The following is a 24218-nucleotide window of genomic DNA, read 5'->3' on the forward strand; positions in this document are numbered from 1 at the left end:
TTCGGATGGAGAAAAAATCATATATTTCTGCTTATCAGGCCGTGATGTTGCTGTTTGTGGGAAGGATCATGTTTTCAAGCTCGTATCAAGCGGCAATCCAAGCGGAAAACTCATTCCAGGATTTATTGATTTCGGTGGTAATCACTTTCATCCTCAATTTTATTGTCGCCATACCAATACTTTCACTATTAAAGAGATATCCCCAGAATGACATCATAGAAGGGGGAATAAATATTTCCGGCAGAGGGTTCGGGAGCTTTCTGGCGATTTTGTACTCCCTCTTTTTTATTTTCAACGCCACTGTAATTGCCGGGAATTTTGAAAACTTCTTTACGGCGACAATTGTCCCAGAAGTGAAGGCGTATTTTTCAGGATTACTTCTGATTATTGTTTGCCTTTATGGAGCGGTGAAGGGGATAGAATCAATCGCTCGGTTCGGCAGCGTTGTAGCGGTAATTTATATTCTGACATTTATCCTTATCGTTAGCTGTCTCATCCAAAGGATTGACTGGAATGAGCTGAGGCCGCTTCTTTATAATGGACCAGGTATAATGCTGCGTGGCGTTATAATGAATTATAATATGAGTATCCAGATTGTTGCGCTTGGTATACTCATGTCAAACATTGTCCCCGGAAAGAGTCCCTTCAAAACCTTTGCGGCATGGAACATATTATCAACGGTTATATTCTTCATTTTGGAACTGATGATAATTACAGTAACCGGGGCTTATGGGGCAAGCGATATTTATCCAGTACGCCTGCTTGCATCAATTGCACAGATAAGTGTTTTTGAAAGGCTGGATATCTTGGATATGATCGCTTGGGTATTGAATATAATTTTGACTCTGACATTATATATTTACCTTGCTGTGGCATGTTTGCTAAAAATCGGGCTTAATAAGCACAGACGCCTTTTGATATTTGTTTCAGGTGTCATTGTTTTATTAGGTTCGTTGTATTTTTCAAGCGATTTCCCCATTTTGCAGAGCATAATGGTGAGCGGCTATTACAGTTTGATAAACACTATATTTATCGTTATCATTCCGCTTGCGCTTCTTATTATCGACACAGTAAAGGGAAAGGTGCTCCAAAATGCGAATAAAAATGCCTAATCTAAAAAGAATCTGTGCGCTTGCATTTGCACTCATAATACCGCTCAGCTTTTCTGGTTGTATGCCGTACCAGGAACTTAAAGAAGAGTCAATAGTAGAAGGTATGGGCATTGATTACGGAAAGAACGCGTATAGTGTAACATTTCAGATAAACGATATGCAGCAAAGTGGGGGAAGCGGTAAGGAAGATCAAAAAAACAACAAACCGCAGATTAAGATTGTCCAAAGCACAGGCGCATCCCTTTTTGAAGCGGTGAGAAATGCAAATTTACAGAATGGGCGAAAATTATTATTCTCAAATATCCGCGCTTTTGTCCTTGGGGAAGAGGTTTGCAAAGATCATTTTGCGGAGCTCCTTGATTTTATGTCAAGAAACGATCAAATCGAACCTACAAAAAAGATTCTTATTGCTAAAGGGAAGGCCGCTGATATCCTAACCTTTCAAGAAAATGATGAGATTCTTCCGGCTGTCAACATCGAGCAGATGGCGAAAAGGTATATTGAAACATCGAAGATTCCCAATAGCGAGCTACTCGATGTACTTAAGTGTGTCGCTTCCGGGATGGTAGACCCTGCGGTTACGGCAATCTCAATAGAGAATGTCTCAGGAATGGATACTCTTATGGTGTCCGGAACAGCAGTTATTCACAAAAACAAGCTTGCCGGTTTTCTCGATCATGAGCAGTCGAGAGGGTTTATGTGGATTACTGGACGCGTCAGAGGTGGCACTATTCAAAGCAAGCTGCCTAAGGGCGGAACGGTTACCACCGAAATTGTGGACAGCCAAAGCAAGATAACGGTCGGCGGCGATGAGAAAGCGCCAATCATAAATATATCAGTAAAAAATAAGACTAACATCACAGAATTTAGTTCTAATGTAGGGTATGTTATCGACAGTGATTTCTTAGACCAGCTTGGGGATATTCAGGCGAAAGAGGTAAAGGCGGAGATTGAAAAGGCAATACAGCAGGCGCTGTATAACTACGGCGCCGACATCTTCGGGTTCGGGCAGAGAATATATCGGGATAAACCGGAGCTTTGGCGAAAAATCGGCAAAGACTGGGACAAAAACCTAAATAATATCCAATTTAGAATCAGTGTTCAGTCGGATGTAGATCATATAGGTCTTACCAATCAGCCGACCCATTCTGCAAAACCCAGCTCATAACAAAAAACCGCCGGCCTTATAATAAGACCGGCGGTTTTCTTAATGCAGAAAAAACTGAATTATAAACATAAAAACAACACTGAAACAGACAATCACAATCAATACTGCTTCAATTATCCTGAATACCTTAAGCTTTCTGAACTTCGCTGATATAAGCCGCGCAAACCGGTAAAATATCTCGTATATACATAGGAAATACACCGCAGCGCCTGATTGGCTGATATTCCACGCCGAAGCTATATCCCCGTGTGTCATATATGTAAAACAACGGGTCATTCCGCAGACAGGACATCTGTAACCTGTATAAAACCGGAAAAAGCAGATGGTCCTTATGGGGACAGAAAAGCCGAAGATATGCAGTGTATTAGTTGTGCCGTCTGTTGAAAGGAATGCTGAAATGATTATCGGTGCCGCACACAGCAATAAAAATGCGATGTCGGTAAAATCAGCTAATCTTGTACCTGTACGTGTAATCTTCATATCTTTCTGGGTGTTGGATTATATCAATGAATTTGTCGAAACCGAATGCCGCGAGGCTGACTATCATATAGATTGAAATTAAGATAGCTACGATGGAAAGGACAATACCGGCGATTGCAAAACCCTTTGTTTTGGACGAGCCGGTTTTCGGTGCGTTCTTATTTGAGATAATACCGAGAATAAGTGATACAATACCGAATATGCCGCCAACTACGCAGCAGGATGTAACGAGCGCGATAATACCAAAAATGAAGGATACGATGGATTTTCCGTCCGTTGTCTCGGGCGGATTGTAATTTGAACCGAAACCGGGCTGTGGTTGAGCGTTAAAACTTGGCTGGGCATTAAAGCTGGGCTGCTGTGGCTGGGAGTTGAAGCCGGGCTGTTGTGGCTGGGCATTTTCCCCCTGGGCCTGTTCGTTGTTTTGGCTTGAGAACAGATAACCACAGTTTTTGCAGACGACATCATCGTCTCCGCAGACATAATTACATTTTGGACACTGTTTCACTTGAAAAACCCCTTTGTTGTCAATTAAAATTTAATTAACCACAAATTATGTATGCGCAAATCGTCGATATCCGAAATTTTGTCGAAGCTGCTTCCCATTGCTGATAATGTAATAATACCTATCGCCGTCAGAATAATTAGCAGAACCATTAATACAAGGGCGACGATGCCAAGGGTTATGCCTGCGGTTGTAAATCCCAGACCTTTTTCCCTTCCTTCGGAAGCTTTGATTTTGGAACGGCCGACACAGCCGAAAACGATAGCCAGGATAGACGGTATTACACCGGTAAAATAGGCGCACATAAAAACAACGCCGACAATGCCGAGAACAAAGGAAGCAATTGCAAATGGATTATTTTTGGGTTCAACACGGACATTAGGTTGCCATGGGTTTTGGGGATAGGGATTAGGATTGGTATATTGTCCTTGAGTTTGATTTGAATAGGTTGTATTGTAGTTTCCCTGGAACTGACCGGGATTGGAAGAATGGTACTGGCTTTGAGATTGGGTGCCATAATATGGATTATATTGTTGCTGCGAAGCATTGTTAAAATCGGCGGCATTTGAATTCGGAGTTGATGCCGCCGCAGAAGCGGTTGTTTGATTTTGCGCCGGGCTTGTAAAGCTGGCTTGACTTTGGGCTGAGTTTTCAGTGCTGCCATCGTTTTTCGTTTGTTCGGCAGCGCTTTCTTGGTCGAGCCTGCAGCCGCATGAATCGCAGAATAGATAATTGTCTCCACACTGCTTGCCGCACTTAGGACAAATTTTCATTACTACTCCTCCAACTATTGTCAATATAATAGACAAATATAATAAATAATATTACGCTAAACTGAGAAATTTAATGTTTTCGATAAATAATTACAGATAACAAGCCTACAAGAGCTGGAGGCTGCAGCGTGGACAAAAATTTACTTATAATTATCGCTCTTTTCCGACAATGTCCGGCAATAAATAGTTTCTCAGAGCGGCAATATCTTCGACAATCTTGTCAAAGCCGCTGGCCTCAAGCTCATCTAATTTACCATAGCCAAAAAGAACGCCAACAGAACTTATTCCGGCAGATTTTGCGCCAGCGGCATCATATTTTCTGTCGCCGACAATAATGGTATTATCACGGTTTACGTCGCTGATTCCCTCAAGTGCCTTATTAATGGAGTCTTTTTTCAGCCAGGGAATGCTGATGTTTTTCGGCGCCCCTGCAATGGCGTCGAAATAGCGGTCAAGACCAAAATGCTTTATAACAATCTGTGCAAAAAGCTCATACTTTGACGTTGCAACGAAGAGGCGGCAGCCCGCTTCTTTCAGGTCGGCTAAAAGTTCTGGTATGCCGTCATAGGGCTTTGCGTTGAACATCTCTCCGTTCTCATAATAACGGCGGAAAATATTTGTGGCTATTTTTGTAGTTTCAGCGTCAAGGCCGCATACTTCAGAAAAGCCTTTGTCAAGCGGTGGGCCCATGAAGCCCTCAAGCCGCTCGTCACTTGGAATCGGAAAAGAAAGTTCTTTTAAAGCTTTTTTTACACTTCCGAGAACTCCTGGTTTTGTGTCAAGAATTGTTCCGTCAAGATCGAAAAGAATGTAGTTATAGCGCTTCAAAGACAATTCCCCATTTATAGAATATCCGTAAGACCATACTAATTTGAATTTTATTAGAAAGTTTTAAATTATATTGTCAGAAATTTGCGTTTTCTTATGTAATTACATAAACCCATATGTTTTACCTATTCTAATTATATAATATTTCAAAAAAAATATAAAGGAAAATTTCTATTTTTTGAGTTTTGGAACTTGATTTTTTTAAAAACATATGTTATTACTGTATATAAAGTATATATACAGTAATAACTGATATGCTAATACGGATATTCGGTACTCAAAACATATTGGCTCATTTTTGGGTGCATAGATGGACAACAGATGTTTGAAAGGGGGCACAGCGTGCGAATACTAATTTCCAACAGTTCCGGCGTGCCTATTTATGAGCAAATCGCCGCGCAAATCGCCGAATCCATCGCAAAAGGGCTGCTAAAAGAAGGCGATGCGCTCCCGTCGATAAGGCAGCTTGCAAAGGATTTGAGGGTGAGCGTAATAACTACAACGAGGGCATACAATGAGCTTGAAAACAAAGGCCTTGTTACAGCGATGCAGGGAAAGGGCTATTTTGTCTCGGCATCGGATTCAAATGCAATAAAAGCAGAATACTTAAAAAGGATAAAAGGCCACCTCCAAGAGGCGGTGAAGGATGCTAAAACAGTTGGGATTAACGGTGCTGAACTTCAGAATTTGTTGAAAATATTAATAGAAAGGGAGAGCATTGATGACTGATATACTCAATGTGGCTGGATTGACCAAATGCTTTGATGGCTTTACCTTAAATAATATCAGCTTTAGACTCCAGCCCGGCTATATCATGGGACTTGTAGGCCCAAACGGTTCCGGCAAAACCACAACCATAAAACTGATTATGAACATGATGAAAAAAGACAAAGGGGCAATTAACATCAACGGTTATGATAGCGTAAAGGGAGAGGTTGAGGCAAAGGAGCTTATCGGCTATGTTTCCGATGAGTGCATGTTTGTTGATGACTGGAAAACAGATGATGTAAAAAAGACGCTGGCACTGTACTACAAGAAGTTTGACGAGACACAGTTTGAAAGATACATTGACGATTTTGATTTGCCTCGTGGCCGTAAAATCGAGGATTTCTCAAAGGGTATGAAAACTAAGCTAATGCTCGCCGCGGCGCTGTCCCACGATACAAAACTGCTGTTGCTTGATGAGCCGACGTCGGGTCTCGACCCAGTTATCAGAACCGAGCTGCTCGACATTCTGCAGGAATATATTGTCCGCGGCAACAGGAGTGTGCTGTTTTCTACACATATAACGACCGACCTTGAGAAAGTCGCGGATTATATAACCTTCATCAACGACGGAAAACTTATTTTCAGTATGGATAAGGACAGCGTCCTTGAAACATACAGTGTTGTAAAAGGCAGCCCTGAGAGTTTTAACAGTGTAAAGGAAATCCTAATAGGGTGTAGGACGAATCGGATGGGGTTTGAAGGCCTTGTTTTATCCGAAAATGCTGCAAAACTACCGCGAGATGTTGTTTGTGAAAAGGCAACACTTGATGATATTATAGTCTATCATAGATTGGGGATACGGCCATGGGCGCTTTAAAATCAATGCTGCTCGACCTTAAAGCATGCAAGGTTTATTGGAAGAATATAATTCTTGTTCTCTTTGTGCTTGGGCTTTTCGTGATAAACATGTCAAAAAGCGTTGACGCACTCTTTTTAGTAATTTTTCTTCTTTTTCTGCCGCTTTGGCAATATCCGTTCGCAGCTTATGACAAATGCAGCTTGCTTTATCTTTCACTTCCTCAGAAAAAGTCGGATATAGTTCTCGGGCGTTATCTTCTCGCAGTGTTGGGGATTGTTTTCGCATTTATTTTAAGTGCGTGTATCGGACTTATATGCGACCCTCAGTCGGTGAAAAACGGCGATATGTTTCTGATTGCTTCGGTGAGCACCCTGTTTATAGCGGTACTCATTTCGGTACAGGCCCCAATTTTCTTCAAATTCGGGTATATGAGATCCAGAATATTTGCCTTTTTGTCATTAGGGATTATTGCCGGCCTAATAGGTTTTGCATTGCCAGAAGCGGTTGTCGGTAAAGATATAAGCAGTGTCATGGAGATGGCAAAAAGCCCGCTTATTCCGGTGATATTGCTTATTATCTCGGCGATAATTGTAGTTGTTTCATATTGCATATCCCTTGCGGTTTTTGAAAAAAGAGAGGGCTAATTTTCAGTAAGGATTTGAAGAGGCAACGCTTGGCGGCATCTATTGGGGGTAATGACTTGAGAGTTGTAAAATCAATGCTGCTGGATTTTAAAGCATCTAAGACTAATTGGAAATATATAATTATTATTTTTATGTGTTTGGCACTTTTGATGATATTCTCAGAAGGCGAAATTATGACCTTTTTCTTTACATTTTTTCTGTTTCTGTCTTTCTGGCAGTTTCCATTCGATGCCTATGACAAATGCAGCATGCTTTATCTTTCAGTTCCTCAGAAAAAATCCGATATAGTGCGCGGGCGTTATCTTCTTGCCGTACTGGGAATTATTATCGCGTTTTTTGTAAATACGTGTTTTGGGCTTATTTTCAATCCCCGGATAATGCGAAACGGTGAGATACTCCTTATTGATTCGGAAAGTGCATTGCTTTGGTTTATTGTTGTCGCGATACAGGCTCCGTTTTTTTTCAAATTCGGGTATATGAAATCCAGAATATTTGCTTTATTGTCACTTTTCCTCGGATTTGCATTTCCAGCAGTATTTTTAACCGAGAGATTGAGACATGTATCAGACTTCGAGATAAGCCCATTGATACCGGTAATACTGCTTATCATCTCGGCGATAATCATGGTGATTTCATATTGCATATCCCTTGCGGTTTTTGAAAAAAAGGACATTTAGCAAAGCGTTTCCCGCGTTTGCATATGTTTCCTCAATACTGTATAATTTAATGTGGCATAATAAAATGAGCGGCTTTCAACAGAAAGTTGATTTTTTGTTGAAAGACAAAGCTGTTATGCCGCATTATTTTTTTATAAAAAGAGGAAACCCGATGAGTATTTACCTTGATAATTCAGCAACTACACGCGTCTGCGATGAGGCGGCGCAAAAAGTGCTGGACGCTATGCAAAACCATTACGGCAATCCCTCTTCGCTTCATTCAATGGGAGTGGACGCCGAATTGATATTAAAAGAGGCCCGCGAGAATATCGCTGACGCCATTTCAGTAAAGCCCAATGAGATATTCTTTACCTCCGGCGGAACGGAGGCGAACAACCTTGCCGTATTCGGGGCGGCTAACGCCTTGAAACGGCTTGGGAAGAGGATTGTAACAACCTCGATTGAGCACCCGTCTGTTTTAAACGCCATGAAAGAGCTTGAAAAACAGGGCTTTGAGGTGATATATTTAAAACCTGCCCCGGACGGAGCAATAAAAGTTGAGGATCTAAATGAGGCTGTTACAAGTGAGACTATACTTGTCAGCATTATGATAGTAAACAACGAAACCGGCGCAATCCAGCCGGTAGAAGCGGCTAAAAAAGCCATAAAAAGAGCGGGCAGTCCTGCTCTGTTGCACTGCGACGCAGTACAGGGCTTTTTGAAGGTGCCGCTGCGTCCGGCAAGGCTCGGGATTGACCTGATGACCATGAGCTCGCACAAGATTCATGGCCCTAAAGGCGCGGGCGCTTTATATATAAGAACCGGCGCGCGCATACTTCCCGTCATTTTCGGCGGCGGGCAGGAGAAGGGTATCCGTTCCGGCACAGAGCCGGTGCCTGCGATTGCCGGTTTCGGCGAGGCGGCGAGGGTCGCCTATAAGAAGTTTGCCGAAACAAGGGAGAATATGTTTAAGCTGCGCGGCTATTTGATAGAGCGCCTTGCCGCAATGCCGCAGGTTGTTTTGAACCCGACCTGTGCAGGACAATCCTCGAAAGAAGAACTGTATGCCCCGCATATACTCAACTTCTCGGTGCCGGGCATACGGTCGGAGATTATGCTCCATTATCTTGAATCAAAGGGGATTTACGTTTCAAGCGGCTCGGCCTGTTCAAAAGGCGCAAGAAGCCGGGTGCTTGCAGAGATGGGGCTCCCATCTGATATCATTGATTCTTCAATAAGAGTCAGCTTCAGCCGCTTTAACACCCGTTCAGACGTAGAAACTTTGGCAGACGAAATTTTAAAAGGCGCGGAACGCCTTGCAAGGAGCAAATGATATGCGTGAAGTAATTCTCATAAAAAACGGTGAAATCGTATTAAAAGGGCTGAACCGGCCGACTTTTGAGTCAAGGCTGACGGGCAACATCAAACGCCGCCTTAGGAGCCTCGGGCGCTATACGCTGACGCGCGCCCAATCAGCCATGTTCATAGAGCCGGAGAGCGAAGATTTTGATATCGAAGAGGCTACTGAAAGGCTAAAGAAGGTTTTCGGCATAGCGTCCTTTTCGCGCGCCGCTGTCGTCGAAAAGGATATGGAAGTCATAAAGAAGGCTGCGGCCGAGTATCTTGAGGATGAGCTTTTGAGCGCCAGCAGCTTTAAAGTTACTGCAAAGCGCTCGGATAAAAAGTTTGCGCTTGATTCTCCTCAAATTTGTGCCGAGGTCGGCGCATACCTTCTTGAAAAATTCAGCAATCTCCATGTCGATGTTCATAATCCCGATATCGTGGTAATGGTCGAAATACGCGATTTTGGGGCATATATTCACGGCCCGTCCATTCAGGGCGCAGGCGGTATGCCGGTAGGTACAAACGGCAAAGCCGCCGTACTTATCTCGGGCGGCATAGACAGCCCGGTCGCGGCATATATGCTTGCCCGCAGGGGCGTAACGCTCAACGCCATCCATTTTGAAAGCCCGCCTTATACAAGCGAGCGGGCACGGCTGAAGGTCATGGAGCTGCTGAAGATTGTTTCCGAATACAGCGGCCACATCACCTGCGACGTCGTGCCATTTACGCGCATTCAGGAGGAAATCAGGAAAAACTGCCCTGAGGACCTGTTTACGTTGATAATGCGCAGGCTTATGATGAAGGTGGCGTCCCGCCTCGCAATAAAAGAAGGCTGTCAGGTGCTTGTAACCGGTGAAAGCATAGGCCAGGTCGCAAGCCAGACGATAGAGGCTATCTCCTGCACCGAAAAGGCAGCCGAACTCCCTGTGTTTCGCCCGCTGATAGCCATGGATAAAGAGGATATCATTAAGATAGCGAGGAAAATAAATACATTCGAGACATCTATCCAGCCCTATGAGGACTGCTGCACTGTATTTACCCCACGGCACCCCAAAACAAAGCCGCGTTTAAACGATATACTTAAAGCTGAGTCCAAATTCGATTTTGAGCCGCTTGTTGAGGAAGCGATTGCAAATACCGAACGTGTCGATATCTATCCAAAGTATTAAGCGGGGGTATCTATGAATACTGAAATACTGGCAGTCGGAACAGAACTGCTTCTCGGCGACATAGTGAATACGAACGCGCAGTATCTTGCGCGGGAAATGGCGGCTATGGGTTTTTGCGTGCTGCACCAAAGCGTTGTGGGCGACAATCCCGGCAGGCTCAAAGAAGCTGTGGAGATGGCGCTTTCCCGCAGCGATATATTGATAACAACTGGCGGGTTAGGGCCCACCGACGACGATATCACAAGGGAAACAATAGCCGAAGTCCTCGGCTTGGAGCTGGAACTTGACAATGAGGCGCTCAAAAGTGTCGAAGAGTATTTCAAAAGAACTGGCCGCGTGATGAGCGAAGTCAATAAAAAGCAGGTAATGCTGCCCCACGGCTGCTATGTACTTAAAAACGACTGGGGCACTGCGCCCGGCTGTATTGTCGAAAAAGACGGCAAAACGGTCATAATGCTGCCTGGCCCGCCGCGTGAAATGAAGCCGCTTTTTGAAAAGCGCGCAAAGCCATATCTTGAAAAATACTGTGACGGGGTAATCAAATCGGTCACGTTGAGGGAGTTTGGCATACCCGAATCCAAAGTTCAAGAGATGCTCAGCGACCTTATGCAGGGGGCCAATCCTACCCTCGCTCCCTACGCCAAATCGGGCGAGGTTTTGCTGCGGGTTACGGCAAGGGCTGGCAATGCCGAAAAAGCCCTCGAGATGTGCCGCCCGCTTGTAGAGGAAGTTAAAAAGAGGCTCGGCGACAGCATTTATGGTGAAAATGTCAGCAGCCTTGAAGAGGTTGTCGTCAGAAAACTTCAGGAAAAGCACCTGAAGGTCAGCTTTGCGGAATCCTGCACCGGCGGTTACGTCGCAAAACGGCTGACCGACATTCCCGGCAGTTCAGAGGTTTTTGAATGCGGCGTCGTCACCTATGCGAACAGGATAAAGCACCAGCTTATCGGGGTTAAGAACGAAACACTTGCCGAATACGGTGCGGTAAGCAGCCAGACGGCAGAACAAATGTCGAAAGGGGTAAGAGAACTTTCGGGAGCGGATATCGGCGTCGGCATAACCGGTATTGCAGGGCCGGGAGGAGGCACACCGAAAAAACCAGTCGGCCTTGTCTATATATCTGTCTGCGACAGTGAACACTGTTATACCAAACGGTTTATTCTTGGACATGGCAGCAGCGAGGGCGAACGCGAGCATATCCGCTATCTTGCCGCTTCGAATGCACTCGATATGGTCCGCAGGCTGATAGACGGCTTGCCTATTGAATAACCAACCGCTGACGAAAAACGCAACTGCAAGAGGGTTGAATTTTAATGGGGCGATTCAGTATTAAAAATTTAATCCCGCTGAAAGGCGACAGCGCAGGCGAAGTCATCAGAAAGATACTGGTTATTATATTTGCAGTGGTTTTTTTAGTCAGCGTCGGCTATATAATTTCCTATTATCATGAGATAAACGCCAATAAAAATCTCAATCAGAAATTGCAACAACAGCACAAAGCAGCCAGCAGCACGGTCCCCAGCAGCAGGGCATCCCAGAGCAACGGCATACTGCCTGAGCTTGTTTCTTCATACAATATAAACAAAGAGACCGTCGGCTGGATAACGATTCCGGGCACGAATATCGACTATCCCGTCGTGCAGGACAAATCCGACACCAAAAACGAAAAATATCTGACGACAGACTTTACCGGCAAAAAGGAAAGGCACGGTTCAATCTTTCTCGACTTCCGCTTTAATATAAAGCCGCTGTCCCAGGATTTGATTATCTACGGCCACAACATGAAGGACGGCCAGATGTTCGGCGAGCTTGAAAAATACTGCAAAGCCCGGGGCAACGATTATGTCGGGTTCTATAATTCATCGCCGATTATCGAGTTTGATACGCTTTATGAGCGATATAAGTGGAAGATTTTTGCCGTATTCGTCACGACTGGCAACCCAGACCACGAAGGCTCGATAGATTATATTAACCCGAAGCTCGGGAGCGACAGTGAGTTTAACGCTTTTATAAAAGAGATACGCCGCAGGTCGTTTATAAACACAAAGGTCGACGTCCAGCCCGGCGACAACCTGCTGACACTGTCAACCTGCAATTATGATTACCCGAGAGCGGATAACGAATGGGCAAGGCTGGTTGTAATGGCGCGCAAAGTAAGGGACGGCGAGAGCACCTCAGTCGAACCGGCAGAGGCCAACAAAAATGTAGTTTACCCGAGTATTTGGTATAAAAAGAATAAATAGCACCGAGTCAAGGCGGGTTTCCGGCTGTGCCCGGAAACGCGTCTTTTACGCTGTTTTGCAGTTGATAAAATCCTATTGGTAAAGTATAATTATGTTGCCTTAAATTTATATAAAGGTCAGCGGCGTATAAATTCAGCCACTGCGTCTATATACTTAATTGGAAAATGAGACCCAAAATTTAACTTACAGCCGCTTGGTGGCGGCGGATTGGAGCTTTTATAATGAACGACAGATTAAATACTTTTTATGAAACTATAAAAGGACGCCGGATTTCAATGCTCGGTATCGGCGTCAGCAATACCCCTATTGCTAAGATTTTTGCGGCAAAGGGCGCCATTGTCACCGCACACGACAAGAGAACCCGCGAAAAGCTCGGAAAGACAGCCGACGAGCTGGAGGCCGCCGGCGTAAAACTTTGCCTGGGGGAGGATTATCTCAAAGACCTGGACGCTGATATAATCTTCCGCACCCCGGGCATGAAATTTTACCTGCCGGAGCTTGTCGCTGCCCGCGAAAGGGGAGCGGTGGTCACCTCTGAAATGGAGGTATTCTTTGACCTTTGCCCATGCAAAATCATTGCTGTGACCGGCTCGGACGGCAAAACCACCACTACGACGATTATTTCAAAAATGCTCGAAAAACAGGGCTATAAGGTATTCCTTGGCGGCAACATCGGCCGCGCGCTGCTGCCTGAGGTTGAAAATATGGGGAAAGATGATTTCGCGGTCGTCGAGCTTTCGAGCTTCCAGCTTATATCAATGCGCAGAAGCCCCGATATAGCCGTAATTACAAATATGTCCCCGAACCACCTCGACATGCACAAGGACATGGACGAATATATAAACGCCAAAAAGAATATAATCCTGCACCAGAACGCTTTCGGGCGCGCGGTGCTTAACCTCGACAACGATATTACGAGGAGCATGGTGCCAGATACCCGCGGCGCCTGCCTTATGTTCAGCAGAAAGCAGAAAGTGAATTTCGGCAGCTTCCTTGACGGGGATAAGCTCTGCTATGCCGACAAAAGCGGCGTTTATGAGGTTATGAAGACAAGCGACATATTTATCGACGGCATGCACAATGTCGAGAACTACCTTGCGGCCATAAGCGCCGTCTGGGGGCTTGTCGATATTGAAAACATGAAAGAAGTCGCCCGCACATTCAAGGGCGTTGAGCACCGCCGGGAGTTTGTCCGCGAGCTTGACGGGGTAAAGTACTACAACGATTCGATAGCGACTACGCCGTCGCGCACGATGGCGGGCCTCGAGGCGTATAACCAGAAGGTTATATTGATTGCAGGCGGATATGATAAAAAAATTCCGTTTGACGTGATGGGGCCGACAGTGGTAAGAAAGGTAAAGACGCTGATACTCATCGGCGCGACTGCAAAGAAAATCGAGGAAAGCGTCAAAAAGGCGCCGGAATATAGAGAGGGCAATCCGCAGATAATCCACGCCGCAAGCCTTGAGGAAGCGGTTAATATAGCCCGCAGGGTATCGCAGAAGGGCGATATCGTGACGCTGTCCCCGGCCTGCGCGAGCTTTGATATGTTCAAAAACTTTGAAACCCGCGGAGAGGTATTTAAGGATATTGTAAACTCGCTGAAATAAGCAGATGCTGACAATAACACTATAAATTTAGGTGATAAAATGGATTTGCAGAAATTACTGTTTTCGCTGTCTGAAACATCGTGTATCACAGGGGCGGGAACAGCGACTAATGTGGTTTTTGATACGGTAAAGAGGTTTGCGCCCGACACATTCCGCGACCCTCTCGGCAATATCATAGCGCCGGTTAAAAAGGCGAAAGAGGGCAGACCCCATATCCTGCTTGAAGCGCATATGGACGAAATAGGGTTCGTGGTTCAGACAATAGATGACGACGGCTTTGTCCATATAGGAAAAGTCGGTGGGCCGGATATCCGCGTTCTCCTCGGCAGCGAGGTGACGATTTTCGGAAAAGAGCCGGTTTACGGAGTGTTCTGCTGCCGCCCGCCTCATTTGTCCTCAAATGATGATTACAAAAAGGTTCCGGAACTCGACGAGCTTGCGATAGATATAGGCTATACCCACGACAAGGCTGTCGAGAAGGTTTCTCCCGGCGATTATATTACATTAAGGCAGGCCCCGGCGGAGCTTATAAACGGCTTGATTACAGGAAAAGCGCTCGACAACCGCGCCGGTGTTGCGACAGTGCTGCGCTGCCTCGAATTATGCGCAGAAAAGGTTGACTGCGGGCTCACCGCCGCCTTTACGCTGAGCGAGGAACTCGGTTGCCGCGGCGCAGTTACAGCCTCCTATACGGCGGCGCCGACCCATGCCATTGTGGTCGACGTAAGCTTCGGCTATACGCCGGACGCCCCGAAAGAGAAATGCGGCAAAATCGGCAGAGGCCCGATGATAGGGATTTCCCCCGTCCTGTCGGGTGAAGTTACATCGGTTTTATTTGAAGCGGCAAAAGCAAACAATATCCCGTATCAGACGGAAGTTATGGGCGGGGAGACGGGTACGAACGCCGACTCCGTTTCGATAAGCCGCGGCGGAGTCGCAACAGGCCTTGTTTCTGTTCCCCTGCGTTATATGCATACTGCGGTAGAGACAATCGCCGTCAGTGACGTTGAGAACACTGCGCGCCTGATGGCGGCTGCAGTCGAGCAGATTGGGGGCGGAAAGAATGTCTGAGATGTTTGTTACTTTTAAAGAACTTTGTCTTTTGCCGGGCGTTTCCGGCTGTGAAAAGCCCGTGGCGGACTATATAATAGATAAGATATCCGGTCTTGAGGGCGTCACCTACAAAGTGGACGCGCTGGGCAATATCATTGTCCATAAGAAGGGTGAGATGGCGCCAAAGATCAAATTGCTGTTGAGTGCCCATATGGACGAAGTTGGGCTGATTATAACCTCGATAGGCGACGAGGGCATGCTCAAGTTTACCTCCGTCGGTGGAATCGACCCGAGAGTAGTCCTCGGGCGGCGCGTCAACGTGAACGGCCATATCGGTGTAATAGGTACAAAAGCCGTTCATCTTCAGAAATCCGATGAGAGAAAAACGGCGCCGGATTTTGACAGCCTTTTGATAGATATAGGCGCGAAGGACAAAGAGGACGCCGAAAAGTATGTGAAACCGGGAGATAGGGCGGTATTTGAATCCGAGTTTGTAAATTTCGGCGACGGTTTTGTCAAAGCAAAGGCGATTGACGACAGGATCGGCTGCGCTATCCTGCTCGAAATATTGAAAAAACCGCTCAAGTACGACATAGATGTGACATTTGTCGTGCAGGAAGAGGTCGGTACCAGAGGAGCCAAAGCGGCGGCGTTCTCTGTGGCGCCCGAGGCGGCAATTGTTGTCGAGGCGACTACCGCGTCGGATATCGCTGATGTGCCGGAAGGCAAAAAAGTATGCTTCTTAGGGCGCGGGCCTGTCGTATCATTCATGGATAGGAGCACGGTATACGACAGGGGACTTTATGACCTCGCATTTAAAACCGCTAAGGAAAAGGGCATACCATGCCAGGCAAAACTCGCTGTGGCGGGCGGAAACGACGCGGGCGCTATTCATTTGTCCCGCGGCGGTGTAAAAACGCTGGCAGTTTCCCTGCCGTGCCGTTATCTACATTCGCCCTCCTGCGTTATAAAATATGAGGATGCGGAGAATACGTTTAAGCTCGTGTATGAGCTTTGTACCCGTATAGCGGGCTCTGAGTTATGCTGATAAGTGTAATCGAAGAAAACCTGAAAACAGCGCTGACAATTTTAAACCGCCGCCCGGAGTTAAATGTCCGGGTGAGCGGCCTGCTGAAAGCCTATGGCCTGAAGCGGCATTTTTTCAGGCTTTGGGTTCAGAATGAATCAACCTTGCTTGCAAGGCTTGAGGGAAGCTTTTTTCTGTGCAATAGCGCTGATACCGACTACGATGAGATTGCATTTTTCTTAAGGTTCAACCCATATTTTCAGCGCCTTTTCGGCACCGCTGAAGCTGTCGCCGCCGTTGAGGCCTGCCTTGAAAGCGGCGGGAAACTGAAGAAATATGATTTTCTCGAGTTTGAGGCAGCCGATGCTGTAATGCCGGAACGGGAAGTAATCTGCAATCCTAACCTTAATGACGTCTATGAGGTCATGTGCAAAGTTGGATTTCAGATTGGCGACTTCATGCCGTGGTATGCGGACGTATCCCACCGCATAAGGCACGGCTGCGCAAGGGCATTTTTAATAAAAGTGGGCGATAAGCCGGTTTCATCATGCCTTGTCAGCGCGGAATCGGATACGGCCGGCCTTTTGTCCGGAATCGGCACCGTTGAAGATTACAGGTCCCGCGGTTTTGCGTCGGATATCACGCGTTTTGCCTGCAAAAAGCTGACCGATGACAAAAAGTGCCCGGTTTTGGAATGTTGCCCTGCTATCACAGCGTTTTATGCAAGGCTCGGCTTCAGAAAAACAGCTGAAACCGCTGAACTGATTATAAAATGAAAGCGTTTACAACGCTTCTGACGACAAAATGGAGGATGTATGGAACAAAGCTTTTTTAAATTTGACAAACGAATAGAAAGCGCGGCCGAGGTGGCCCTCAACCTGTGCAGCGCCCCATTTGAGGAGATAGAAAAGACGGCGCGGTTCAACAGCATGAAGGTGCTGTCTGCGTTCGCAAAAAACAAAGTCAGCGAAGCTCATTTTGCCGGTTCAACCGGTTATGGGTATGACGACAGGGGCAGGGAAACGCTCGATAATGTGTTTGCGGACGCCTTCGGGGCAGAGGCTGCCCTTGTCAGGCACAATTTTGTTTCCGGGACGCACGCAATTACGACCGCACTTTTCGGGGTCCTGCGCCCGGGGGATATCATGCTGGCCTGTACGGGCAAACCCTACGACACGCTTGACGAGGTTATCGGGCTCAGAGGCAAAGGCATGGGCTCGCTCATGGAATACGGCGTTATATACCGCCAGGTGGATTTAAAAGACGGCGAACCTGACATTGAGGGTATTAAGGCGGCTCTGTCTGAACAACTGAAGAACGGCACACCCGTTAAGATGGCTTATATCCAGCGTTCACGCGGATACAGCCTGCGCCCGTCGCTTACCATAGCAAAAATCCGCGAAGTAGCGGATTTGGTCAAATCGGTATCGCCTGAAACGGCTATTGTAGTTGACAACTGCTACGGTGAGTTTGTAGAGCGGGAAGAGCCGACTCAGGCGGGGGCTGACCTTATCATCGGGTCGCTTATCAAAAACGCGGGCGGCGGGATAGCTGAAACCGGCGGATATATTGCCGGCCGCCGGGACCTTGTGGAGCTTGCCTCCTATAGGCTTACTGCTCCCGGAGCGGGCGGAGAGGTCGGTGCGACACTCAACCAGAACCGGAATATGTTCAAGGGCTTTTTCTTTGCGCCGCATGTTACGGCACAGGCCTTAAAAACCGCAGTTTTTGCTTCGGCGCTGTTTGAACTGCTGGGCTTTAAGGCGACGCCCCGCTATAATGAGCCGAGAACGGATATCGTTGAAACAATTGAGCTTAAAAATCCGCAGGCGCTTATCGCGTTCTGCCGCGGGATACAAAGCGGCTCGCCGGTGGATTCCTTTGTATCCCCTGAGCCCTGGGATATGCCGGGATACGACAGCAAGGTTATCATGGCAGCGGGGGCTTTTACACTCGGCGCTTCAATTGAACTGTCCGCTGACGCGCCGCTGCGAAAACCCTATGCTGTTTGGATGCAGGGCGGACTTACCTTTGAAAGCGGTATGACAGGTGTGATGTGCGCTGCCCAGGCGCTTGCTGACGGCGGATTTTTAAAGTAATATATACCTGAAAGCGCGCGTTGACATCTATTCTTCCGTGTGATATGATATATTTTGCTCAACGCAAAAGAAAAAAGAGCGGTAAAACCGCTCCATATATGCGGGTATGGCGGAATTGGCAGACGTGCCAGACTTAGGATCTGGTGGATTTATCCGTGCAGGTTCAAATCCTGTTACCCGCACCAAAATGCGGACGTCCCGAACGAAATGAGGGATGTCCGCTTTTTATGTATGGGTCAGGGTATGAACCTGTGTTCAAAAGCGAAGCGCATCCTGTTACCGAAGCAATGAAATAACGAGCAATAAATGTTTATAAGTTTAAAGCCTCACGCATAAACGTGAGGCTTTTCGCTAAATTAAAACTATATTTCGACAATTTTTGTTTTTTCTAAAGTCTTTGGGTATTTTCTGTTACCGAAATTTAAACCTATCATTAAATGATAGGACGGATTCGGAGTTTCCATTTTACAATACATAATTATCGTAATACGATAAAAAATTATTGCAATTTCAGAAATACCGTGGTATAATTATGGCAGATTATTCGAAAAGGGGCGTTAGGTATGAATCACCAACTTTCAGTATGGCTAAAGTTGGCCATTATTGTAACTGGTATTTGCGTTACAGTAATCTATTTTCTTGCTTTCCCATTTTTGGGAAAAGATATAATAAGTGACTACCCGGAGTTCCGCTCATGGTTTTGGCCGTGGCTTCTTTACCTGTGGCTCACTGCTGTTCCTTGTTATATCGCCATTGTGAGCGGATGGAAAGTTGTCAAAGAGATAGGAAGAGATCATTCATTCTGTATCGAAAACGCAAAACGTCTTAAGCTAATTTCAATCTTAGCGGCCACTGATTCAGCACTTGTTCTTATAGGAAATATTATTTTTCTACTGTTAAATATGAATCATATTTCAGTAATTCTGGTTGCGTTACTAATTATTATTGCCGGAATGGACTTATCAGTTTTGTTCGCGGCGCTTTCTAATATGGTTATGAAAGCGACAAAACTGCGTGAAGAAAACGAGCTTACTATTTAAGGGGCTTTGCTATGATTATTTTTAATATAGATGTCATGCTTGCTAAACGAAAAATGAGCGTAACTGAGCTTTCGGAACGTGTTGGCATTACACTTGCAAATATGTCTGTTCTAAAGAACGGGAAAGCAAAAGCTATCAAAATTGAAACACTGAATAAGATATGTAAGGCGCTCAATTGTCAGCCTGGTGATATTTTGGAATGGAGAGATACTGATTGACCTTTACGGTTATCATGTGATGTCTGCGTTTATCTACCGCCACAAAAAAACCAGTACAAAAATTATTTTGTACTGGCTTTTTGCCTATTTATAGATCAATTGCCGCCCTTGAATCCTTATAATAGTAATTTTCTATTTGCCTATAGTTTACCTTCCTTAACCACCCATATTGCTAAAACTATTATGGACAATAATGATATGATCATTACAGCAAAGCAGTATAGGTCAAATGCAACAGGTGGAATCGGCAGCCTTTTTAGGATAAAAGGGAAGATTGATACTTATGGTAAATGAAAGAATAACGGCTTTATTCTTTTTAATCAAATCACCATCACATTCTTTGTAAGTTAATTGTCGGGTTCATCTTTAGATATATTTCTAGGCCTGTTTATACTTATCACTTATAAAAGCGAAACAAAAGAACAATGTAGTAATTATAAACAGAATTATGGGTATCCAGGAGATAAATACATTTAACAAATCTGGGGACTGATGTTCCTTATTTGTTAACACAACCAATTTAAAACGCCGTTAAAACAAATCGATATTGAAATAATATTTGTTAAATAAAATCTTTCAACTAAATTTAATTCCGATTTGTTCAAGAACCCAATTAAACCAAGTTGTATCTTCGTATAGAATATGTGCCTCTGCAACCATGCCAGGTTTTATGTTTATTTTATCTCCATGCTTATCGGTAAGTGTTGTTGTTTTTGGTGTTATTATTGCTTTAAAGGTAACAGTTCCTTTTTCTTGATTGACCGTCGCGTCCGTATCAATTTTTTGTATTTTCCCTTTCAGTGTGCCGTAATCGCTTTGCGAAATTCCGGAAATAGCAATATCTACAGTTTCACCTGTTTTTATTTTAGCTCTGTCCTGGGCTTCTATATATGTTTCAAGTTCAAGAGAACCATTTTCACCGCCTGCTATTGTACCAATGGTAGTACCTGCCTGCAAGGTCATACCATTGTTAACAGGAATGGAAAGATGGACAATTCCGGATTGAGGAGCCGTAAGTATATAGGAAGAAAGTAACCTTGCATACCCATCCCTTTGTGTCTGCGCAGAACTCATTTCATTCATAATTTGTGACCGTTGTGTTTCAAGTTCGGATATAGTCTGTAATTTAATACTGTTCTTTTGGGCATTATTCTGTTTTTGCTGCGCTTTGATCTGGTCATCAGTGTAACCCATTGCTCTATATTCATCGTCACTAACATCATACTGTTTCATTTTTGTGCGTGCAAGTTCTATCGTATTATAAAAAGGGAGTTGTGAAGGATCCTTTTTATTAAAGGTGTTTTTACCTTTCTGAAGCTCCATGATGCATTTGTCGTAAAGACTTAGCTGTGTCTTGTAATATTTTATCAGATCATCTGCCTGCTGGACCTGAGTTTTTGTCTGCACGTTGTCAAATTCTATAAGGGGATCACCTTTTTTTACGTAGGCGCCTTCCTTAAGATTTACTTTTGTTATTGTCCCGGATATATTAGCAATTATATGAGATTTTTCACCATTTGTGATAATTCCACTCGCCTTTACAACATATGGTTTATGCAGAAATATGGAAGCAGTAACAACCGCGGCTACGAGAAGAAACGTAATACCAATGACGTAAAACATAAACTTAGGTGGATTTTTATCATAGAGTAGGCGACTGTCACGAAGCTCAGAGAGATTATAATACTTCATCTTATTTCACATCCTATCTAAGCCGACATTTACGCTAAACATTTTTATACGACGTAAATTATTTTGTTTCCTATAATTAATATTCTAACGATTGAAAGTCAAAGCGGCACCTTTACGGGAATGGCGATAATAAAACCAACTAATTAATACTTTTTATAAATTCTTTCATCAATGCCTGACAGTTTTCACAGCCATCTAGGACAGATGAGAAGGAATGAATATATCGCAGATAACGTTTGTCAAAATTTTTATGTTCCAAAAACAGTTCCTTTATGCTACGGTCAATATTTTTTAACATCTTTGAGCTGTTATAAAGTACATTTGCTGTTATTAAATATGAAAACCTGCTGTAATCACCCATCGACTGCTTTTTTAAAGCATACTCGTGGAGCAAAAATTTATAACCCAGCTTGATAAATTCAATCTGGAAAAACTGATCTTCGCACTTCGTATAAACTAAATCATTAAAAATCCAGTTTTTAAACTCAGCTTCACTCTTTGTTAGTTCTTGTTTATTTATAATTTTATAGATTAACATGCTGTCAAGTATAGCTATAACCGATTCGTTATATTGATGTGCTGATAGATTATCCTCAATAAAATCTTCACAAAGTCTAACGATGTAACTGTTTATTGGGAATTCGGCCCAAAAAGAGTTACGAAAAGCTATGCAGAATACACGCTTATCTTTTTTTATTAGATTGGCAAGGAGAATGTCACCGAGTACATTTTTATCATTTCTGAATAAATTAATTAACATTACACAATTAATAATAACTGTCGCAAGGCCCCACACACAGGTGCTTTTAAAAAATATTAAAAGGGTACCAATAATGATTAACAGGGCTGTAGCATATGCCCCGCCATATAAAAAATTTATATAATCGCTGATGCACTTTTCACAGCTTTTTTGATCGACAATTTTATTACGGAAAGCCGGCAGAACAAATCCGCTTTTCGTAAGTACACCATAAAGTCTGATTCTCAGTCGCTTATGGCCGTCATTGTTTATCAAAACAAATGGCCCAGCAACGAATGCTTTAATCTGATAGCCCGCTCTTTTTATTGCTAAGTAGTGTCCTAATTCATGCAGAAATATAGAAAAATAAAATAGTATTTCCAATGAAATCAGAAAAATGAATACTTGAATAAAAAGATAGTTGTTTGTTGAAAAAAGGTAGGTTTTATAATTAATATATACCTGATACAACCCGAACAATGAAACGATAGATAAAAAAATACATATTGCAATTCTTGCCTTTTTAAAGCAATCTTCAAATGATTTTTTGTATATATATGCCATTTTAACTTTTAACTCCATTTCAGTGAGTAATGTATAGATGGCCTACAATATAAGGCTATCTATACATACCCATATGTGGCAGAATTCAACGTGATTTTCTCCGTAAATTGCCGACAAAGTACCAAATTAGGTTATATACTATAGGGGGAACGATGCAAAGAAAGTATATTGGCTTAAGTCCATTTTTTATGCTTGGCCTTATACCCAAAAAATATATGCTGAAAAAGGAAATGAGATTATTAGTAACCTCATATATGATTCTCCCTTTATTGCTGCGAATATTTAATAAAACATGAATCTGCCGTTCTCTCATTTAATTTTACCATCAATAATAAAATTTTGCTGTAATTGGGGATTCAATCATTACTAAATTGAATTGTATATGACGGTCCGTTATAAGTACTGCCTATTACATAACCGGCAATAAATTTAGCAGCTGTGCCTACCGCTGAATTCCAAAAAATAATAAATGCGCCAACAGCTAAGGTAGCACTACCTGCTGTGCCCAATTCAATTGCAGTTGCTATTGAGTCGCCGACAGCATCAAGAGCGATTGGTTAATTCCCCAATGCCTACATGGACAATTAAACTACCAATATCGCCTCCGTCAACATATTCCATCTCTTCATTATCAAGTGCAATCGCATTAATAGGCAATGATAATACTGCTTCCATTTTAAACACTCATTTAATTTACTATTGTTTTAATTAATCTGCAAATATTGCCAACACAAATCACCGTTGGCCTGCTATTTGCCGAAAGGAACCATCGTCTTCCCAATACTATTTCACAGTATGATGGCATAAATTAATGCGCTTATAAGTTAGGGATAGCAGGGTATAATCATACCCTGCTAATTCCCTCCTTTTTTAATCAGCCATACTGCCAAAACTATGAGAGAAATTATTCCTATAATCATCACTGAAAAGCAATAAAGGTCGAATGCAAACGATGATATAGGCAATCTTTTTAGAATGAAGGGTAGGATTAGTAAAATACACATTAGAGACGAATAAATATAAAATGGTATATTCTTTTTAATACAAATCACCTGTTTCTGAGTTATTACCAAGCAATAATAAAGCCAAAAGGAACATGACTTTTATTTGCAAGAATGTACATCCCATTATGATTTGAGCATATCCACAAGTATGTGCCCCACAGTCCAAATCCAGCAGCAAGACCAGCAGCAATTGCTGGACCGGCGACTGGTAAACAGTGGCAATTGCTGTTGTAACGGAAGTACCTCCTGCTATAAGAGCTGAAAGGTCACCGCATTCCCTTGATGAAAGACGTATTAAATAACCGTTCGAAATTTTTGATATTGAGTAACCTCCGTCAACATATTCCATCTCTTCATTATCAAGTGCAATCGCATTGATAGGCAATGATAATACTGCTTCCATTTTAAACACGCCTTTATTTTACTATTATTCTAATAAATCTGCAAATATTGCCAACACAAATCACCGCTGGCGTATAATTGCCCATTGGAACCATCCTCTTTCCCCAAATACTATTTCAACACCGTATGTACGGCGTTAAAACCTGTGTCTGTACCTCGCTGTCCTCATGAGTTGCGGATAAACGATAGTTCCGATGCTCTATGGGATTATGTTATTCTATATATACTTTGAAAGTTTATCGAGAATCTGTTTTAAGGCTTTGTTTTCTCTAAGCTGTAAT

General features: G+C 43.9%; 25 protein-coding genes and 1 tRNA gene. 18 read left to right on the forward strand and 8 right to left on the reverse strand.

Going from position 1 to position 24218, the window contains the following annotated elements; genetic code table 11:
* Positions 1-5 precede the first annotated feature (5 nt).
* Together V6C21_RS07845 and V6C21_RS07850 are read left to right on the forward strand one after the other, a co-directional pair.
* Positions 6-1112, forward strand: coding sequence for a GerAB/ArcD/ProY family transporter (locus tag V6C21_RS07845; protein ID WP_479268749.1), 1107 nt, complete (start codon positions 6-8; stop codon positions 1110-1112).
* Positions 1105-2280 (forward strand): Ger(x)C family spore germination protein, encoded by a 1176-nt coding sequence (locus tag V6C21_RS07850; protein ID WP_479268750.1) that lies wholly within the window; start codon positions 1105-1107, stop codon positions 2278-2280. Before V6C21_RS07845 ends, V6C21_RS07850 begins: the two co-directional genes overlap by 8 nt.
* 39 nt (positions 2281-2319) lie before the next feature.
* On the opposite strand, the gene V6C21_RS07855 is transcribed toward V6C21_RS07850, so the two are convergent.
* From V6C21_RS07855 to V6C21_RS07870, 4 genes are all read right to left on the reverse strand, one after another.
* Complete coding sequence (locus V6C21_RS07855) at positions 2320-2760, reverse strand: DUF2752 domain-containing protein (RefSeq protein ID WP_479268751.1); 441 nt, start codon at positions 2758-2760, stop codon at positions 2320-2322.
* Positions 2726-3268, reverse strand: coding sequence for a DUF4190 domain-containing protein (locus V6C21_RS07860; RefSeq protein ID WP_034842633.1), 543 nt, complete (start codon positions 3266-3268; stop codon positions 2726-2728). Before V6C21_RS07860 ends, V6C21_RS07855 begins: the two co-directional genes overlap by 35 nt.
* A 23-nt stretch (positions 3269-3291) precedes the next feature.
* The gene (locus V6C21_RS07865) at positions 3292-4038 is read right to left on the reverse strand and encodes a DUF4190 domain-containing protein (RefSeq protein WP_051492573.1); all 747 of its coding nucleotides are present in this window, start codon (positions 4036-4038) and stop codon (positions 3292-3294) included.
* A gap of 150 nt (positions 4039-4188) precedes the next feature.
* Positions 4189-4866, reverse strand: a complete 678-nt coding sequence (locus tag V6C21_RS07870) for an HAD hydrolase-like protein (RefSeq protein WP_034842636.1) — start codon at positions 4864-4866, stop codon at positions 4189-4191.
* A gap of 342 nt (positions 4867-5208) precedes the next feature.
* Here V6C21_RS07870 and V6C21_RS07875 point away from each other — a divergent pair, with 342 nt between their 5' ends.
* The 16 genes from V6C21_RS07875 (at position 5209) to V6C21_RS07950 (ending at position 19536) form a co-directional block, all read left to right on the forward strand.
* Positions 5209-5595, forward strand: coding sequence for a GntR family transcriptional regulator (locus V6C21_RS07875; RefSeq protein WP_045085770.1), 387 nt, complete (start codon positions 5209-5211; stop codon positions 5593-5595).
* Positions 5588-6451 (forward strand): ABC transporter ATP-binding protein, encoded by an 864-nt coding sequence (locus tag V6C21_RS07880; RefSeq protein WP_045085769.1) that lies wholly within the window; start codon positions 5588-5590, stop codon positions 6449-6451. The genes V6C21_RS07875 and V6C21_RS07880 overlap by 8 nt, the downstream gene beginning before the upstream one ends.
* Positions 6439-7077: an ABC-2 transporter permease gene (locus tag V6C21_RS07885; RefSeq protein WP_034842645.1), complete on the forward strand. Its 639-nt coding sequence runs from the start codon at positions 6439-6441 to the stop codon at positions 7075-7077. Before V6C21_RS07880 ends, V6C21_RS07885 begins: the two co-directional genes overlap by 13 nt.
* A 56-nt stretch (positions 7078-7133) precedes the next feature.
* Positions 7134-7754 (forward strand): ABC-2 transporter permease, encoded by a 621-nt coding sequence (locus V6C21_RS07890; protein ID WP_479268752.1) that lies wholly within the window; start codon positions 7134-7136, stop codon positions 7752-7754.
* A 151-nt stretch (positions 7755-7905) separates the two neighbouring features.
* Entirely contained in the window at positions 7906-9066 is a 1161-nt protein-coding gene (locus tag V6C21_RS07895) for a cysteine desulfurase family protein (protein ID WP_034842720.1), read from the forward strand.
* 1 nt (position 9067) lies between these two features.
* Positions 9068-10246, forward strand: coding sequence for a tRNA uracil 4-sulfurtransferase ThiI (gene thiI / locus V6C21_RS07900; protein ID WP_034842650.1), 1179 nt, complete (start codon positions 9068-9070; stop codon positions 10244-10246).
* Between the two features lie 12 nt (positions 10247-10258).
* Entirely contained in the window at positions 10259-11515 is a 1257-nt protein-coding gene (locus V6C21_RS07905) for a competence/damage-inducible protein A (RefSeq protein ID WP_479268753.1), read from the forward strand.
* A 44-nt stretch (positions 11516-11559) separates the two neighbouring features.
* Entirely contained in the window at positions 11560-12489 is a 930-nt protein-coding gene (gene srtB, locus V6C21_RS07910; protein WP_051492574.1) for a class B sortase, read from the forward strand.
* 221 nt (positions 12490-12710) lie between these two features.
* Positions 12711-14099, forward strand: a complete 1389-nt coding sequence (gene murD, locus V6C21_RS07915; protein WP_045085766.1) for a UDP-N-acetylmuramoyl-L-alanine--D-glutamate ligase — start codon at positions 12711-12713, stop codon at positions 14097-14099.
* Positions 14100-14138: 39 nt separating this feature from the next.
* Positions 14139-15170: a zinc-binding metallopeptidase family protein gene (locus V6C21_RS07920; RefSeq protein ID WP_479268754.1), complete on the forward strand. Its 1032-nt coding sequence runs from the start codon at positions 14139-14141 to the stop codon at positions 15168-15170.
* Positions 15163-16200 carry a M42 family metallopeptidase gene (locus V6C21_RS07925; protein ID WP_479268755.1) on the forward strand — a complete coding sequence of 346 codons (1038 nt, stop codon included), beginning with the start codon at positions 15163-15165 and terminating at the stop codon, positions 16198-16200. Before V6C21_RS07920 ends, V6C21_RS07925 begins: the two co-directional genes overlap by 8 nt.
* Positions 16194-16955 carry a GNAT family N-acetyltransferase gene (locus tag V6C21_RS07930; protein ID WP_034842662.1) on the forward strand — a complete coding sequence of 254 codons (762 nt, stop codon included), beginning with the start codon at positions 16194-16196 and terminating at the stop codon, positions 16953-16955. Before V6C21_RS07925 ends, V6C21_RS07930 begins: the two co-directional genes overlap by 7 nt.
* Before the next feature lie 39 nt (positions 16956-16994).
* Entirely contained in the window at positions 16995-18278 is a 1284-nt protein-coding gene (locus tag V6C21_RS07935) for a methionine gamma-lyase family protein (protein ID WP_479268756.1), read from the forward strand.
* Positions 18279-18378: 100 nt separating this feature from the next.
* Positions 18379-18463, forward strand: a tRNA-Leu gene (locus V6C21_RS07940).
* A 378-nt stretch (positions 18464-18841) separates the two neighbouring features.
* Positions 18842-19318 carry a DUF2975 domain-containing protein gene (locus V6C21_RS07945; protein WP_034842666.1) on the forward strand — a complete coding sequence of 159 codons (477 nt, stop codon included), beginning with the start codon at positions 18842-18844 and terminating at the stop codon, positions 19316-19318.
* A gap of 11 nt (positions 19319-19329) precedes the next feature.
* The gene (locus V6C21_RS07950; RefSeq protein ID WP_034842669.1) at positions 19330-19536 is read left to right on the forward strand and encodes a helix-turn-helix domain-containing protein; all 207 of its coding nucleotides are present in this window, start codon (positions 19330-19332) and stop codon (positions 19534-19536) included.
* Positions 19537-20112: 576 nt separating this feature from the next.
* On the opposite strand, the gene V6C21_RS07955 is transcribed toward V6C21_RS07950, so the two are convergent.
* The 4 genes from V6C21_RS07955 to V6C21_RS07970 form a co-directional block, all read right to left on the reverse strand.
* Complete coding sequence (locus V6C21_RS07955; protein ID WP_479268757.1) at positions 20113-21228, reverse strand: HlyD family secretion protein; 1116 nt, start codon at positions 21226-21228, stop codon at positions 20113-20115.
* A gap of 139 nt (positions 21229-21367) precedes the next feature.
* Positions 21368-22531, reverse strand: coding sequence for a site-2 protease family protein (locus tag V6C21_RS07960; protein ID WP_479268758.1), 1164 nt, complete (start codon positions 22529-22531; stop codon positions 21368-21370).
* Between the two features lie 543 nt (positions 22532-23074).
* Positions 23075-23206, reverse strand: a complete 132-nt coding sequence (locus V6C21_RS07965; RefSeq protein WP_479268759.1) for a hypothetical protein — start codon at positions 23204-23206, stop codon at positions 23075-23077.
* Between the two features lie 363 nt (positions 23207-23569).
* Complete coding sequence (locus tag V6C21_RS07970) at positions 23570-23938, reverse strand: hypothetical protein (protein WP_479268760.1); 369 nt, start codon at positions 23936-23938, stop codon at positions 23570-23572.
* Between the last annotated feature and the right edge of the window lie 280 nt (positions 23939-24218).

The sequence above is a fragment of the [Clostridium] cellulosi genome, assembly GCF_036762875.1.
GTDB classification, from domain to species: domain Bacteria; phylum Bacillota; class Clostridia; order Oscillospirales; family Ethanoligenentaceae; genus Ruminiclostridium_D; species Ruminiclostridium_D cellulosi.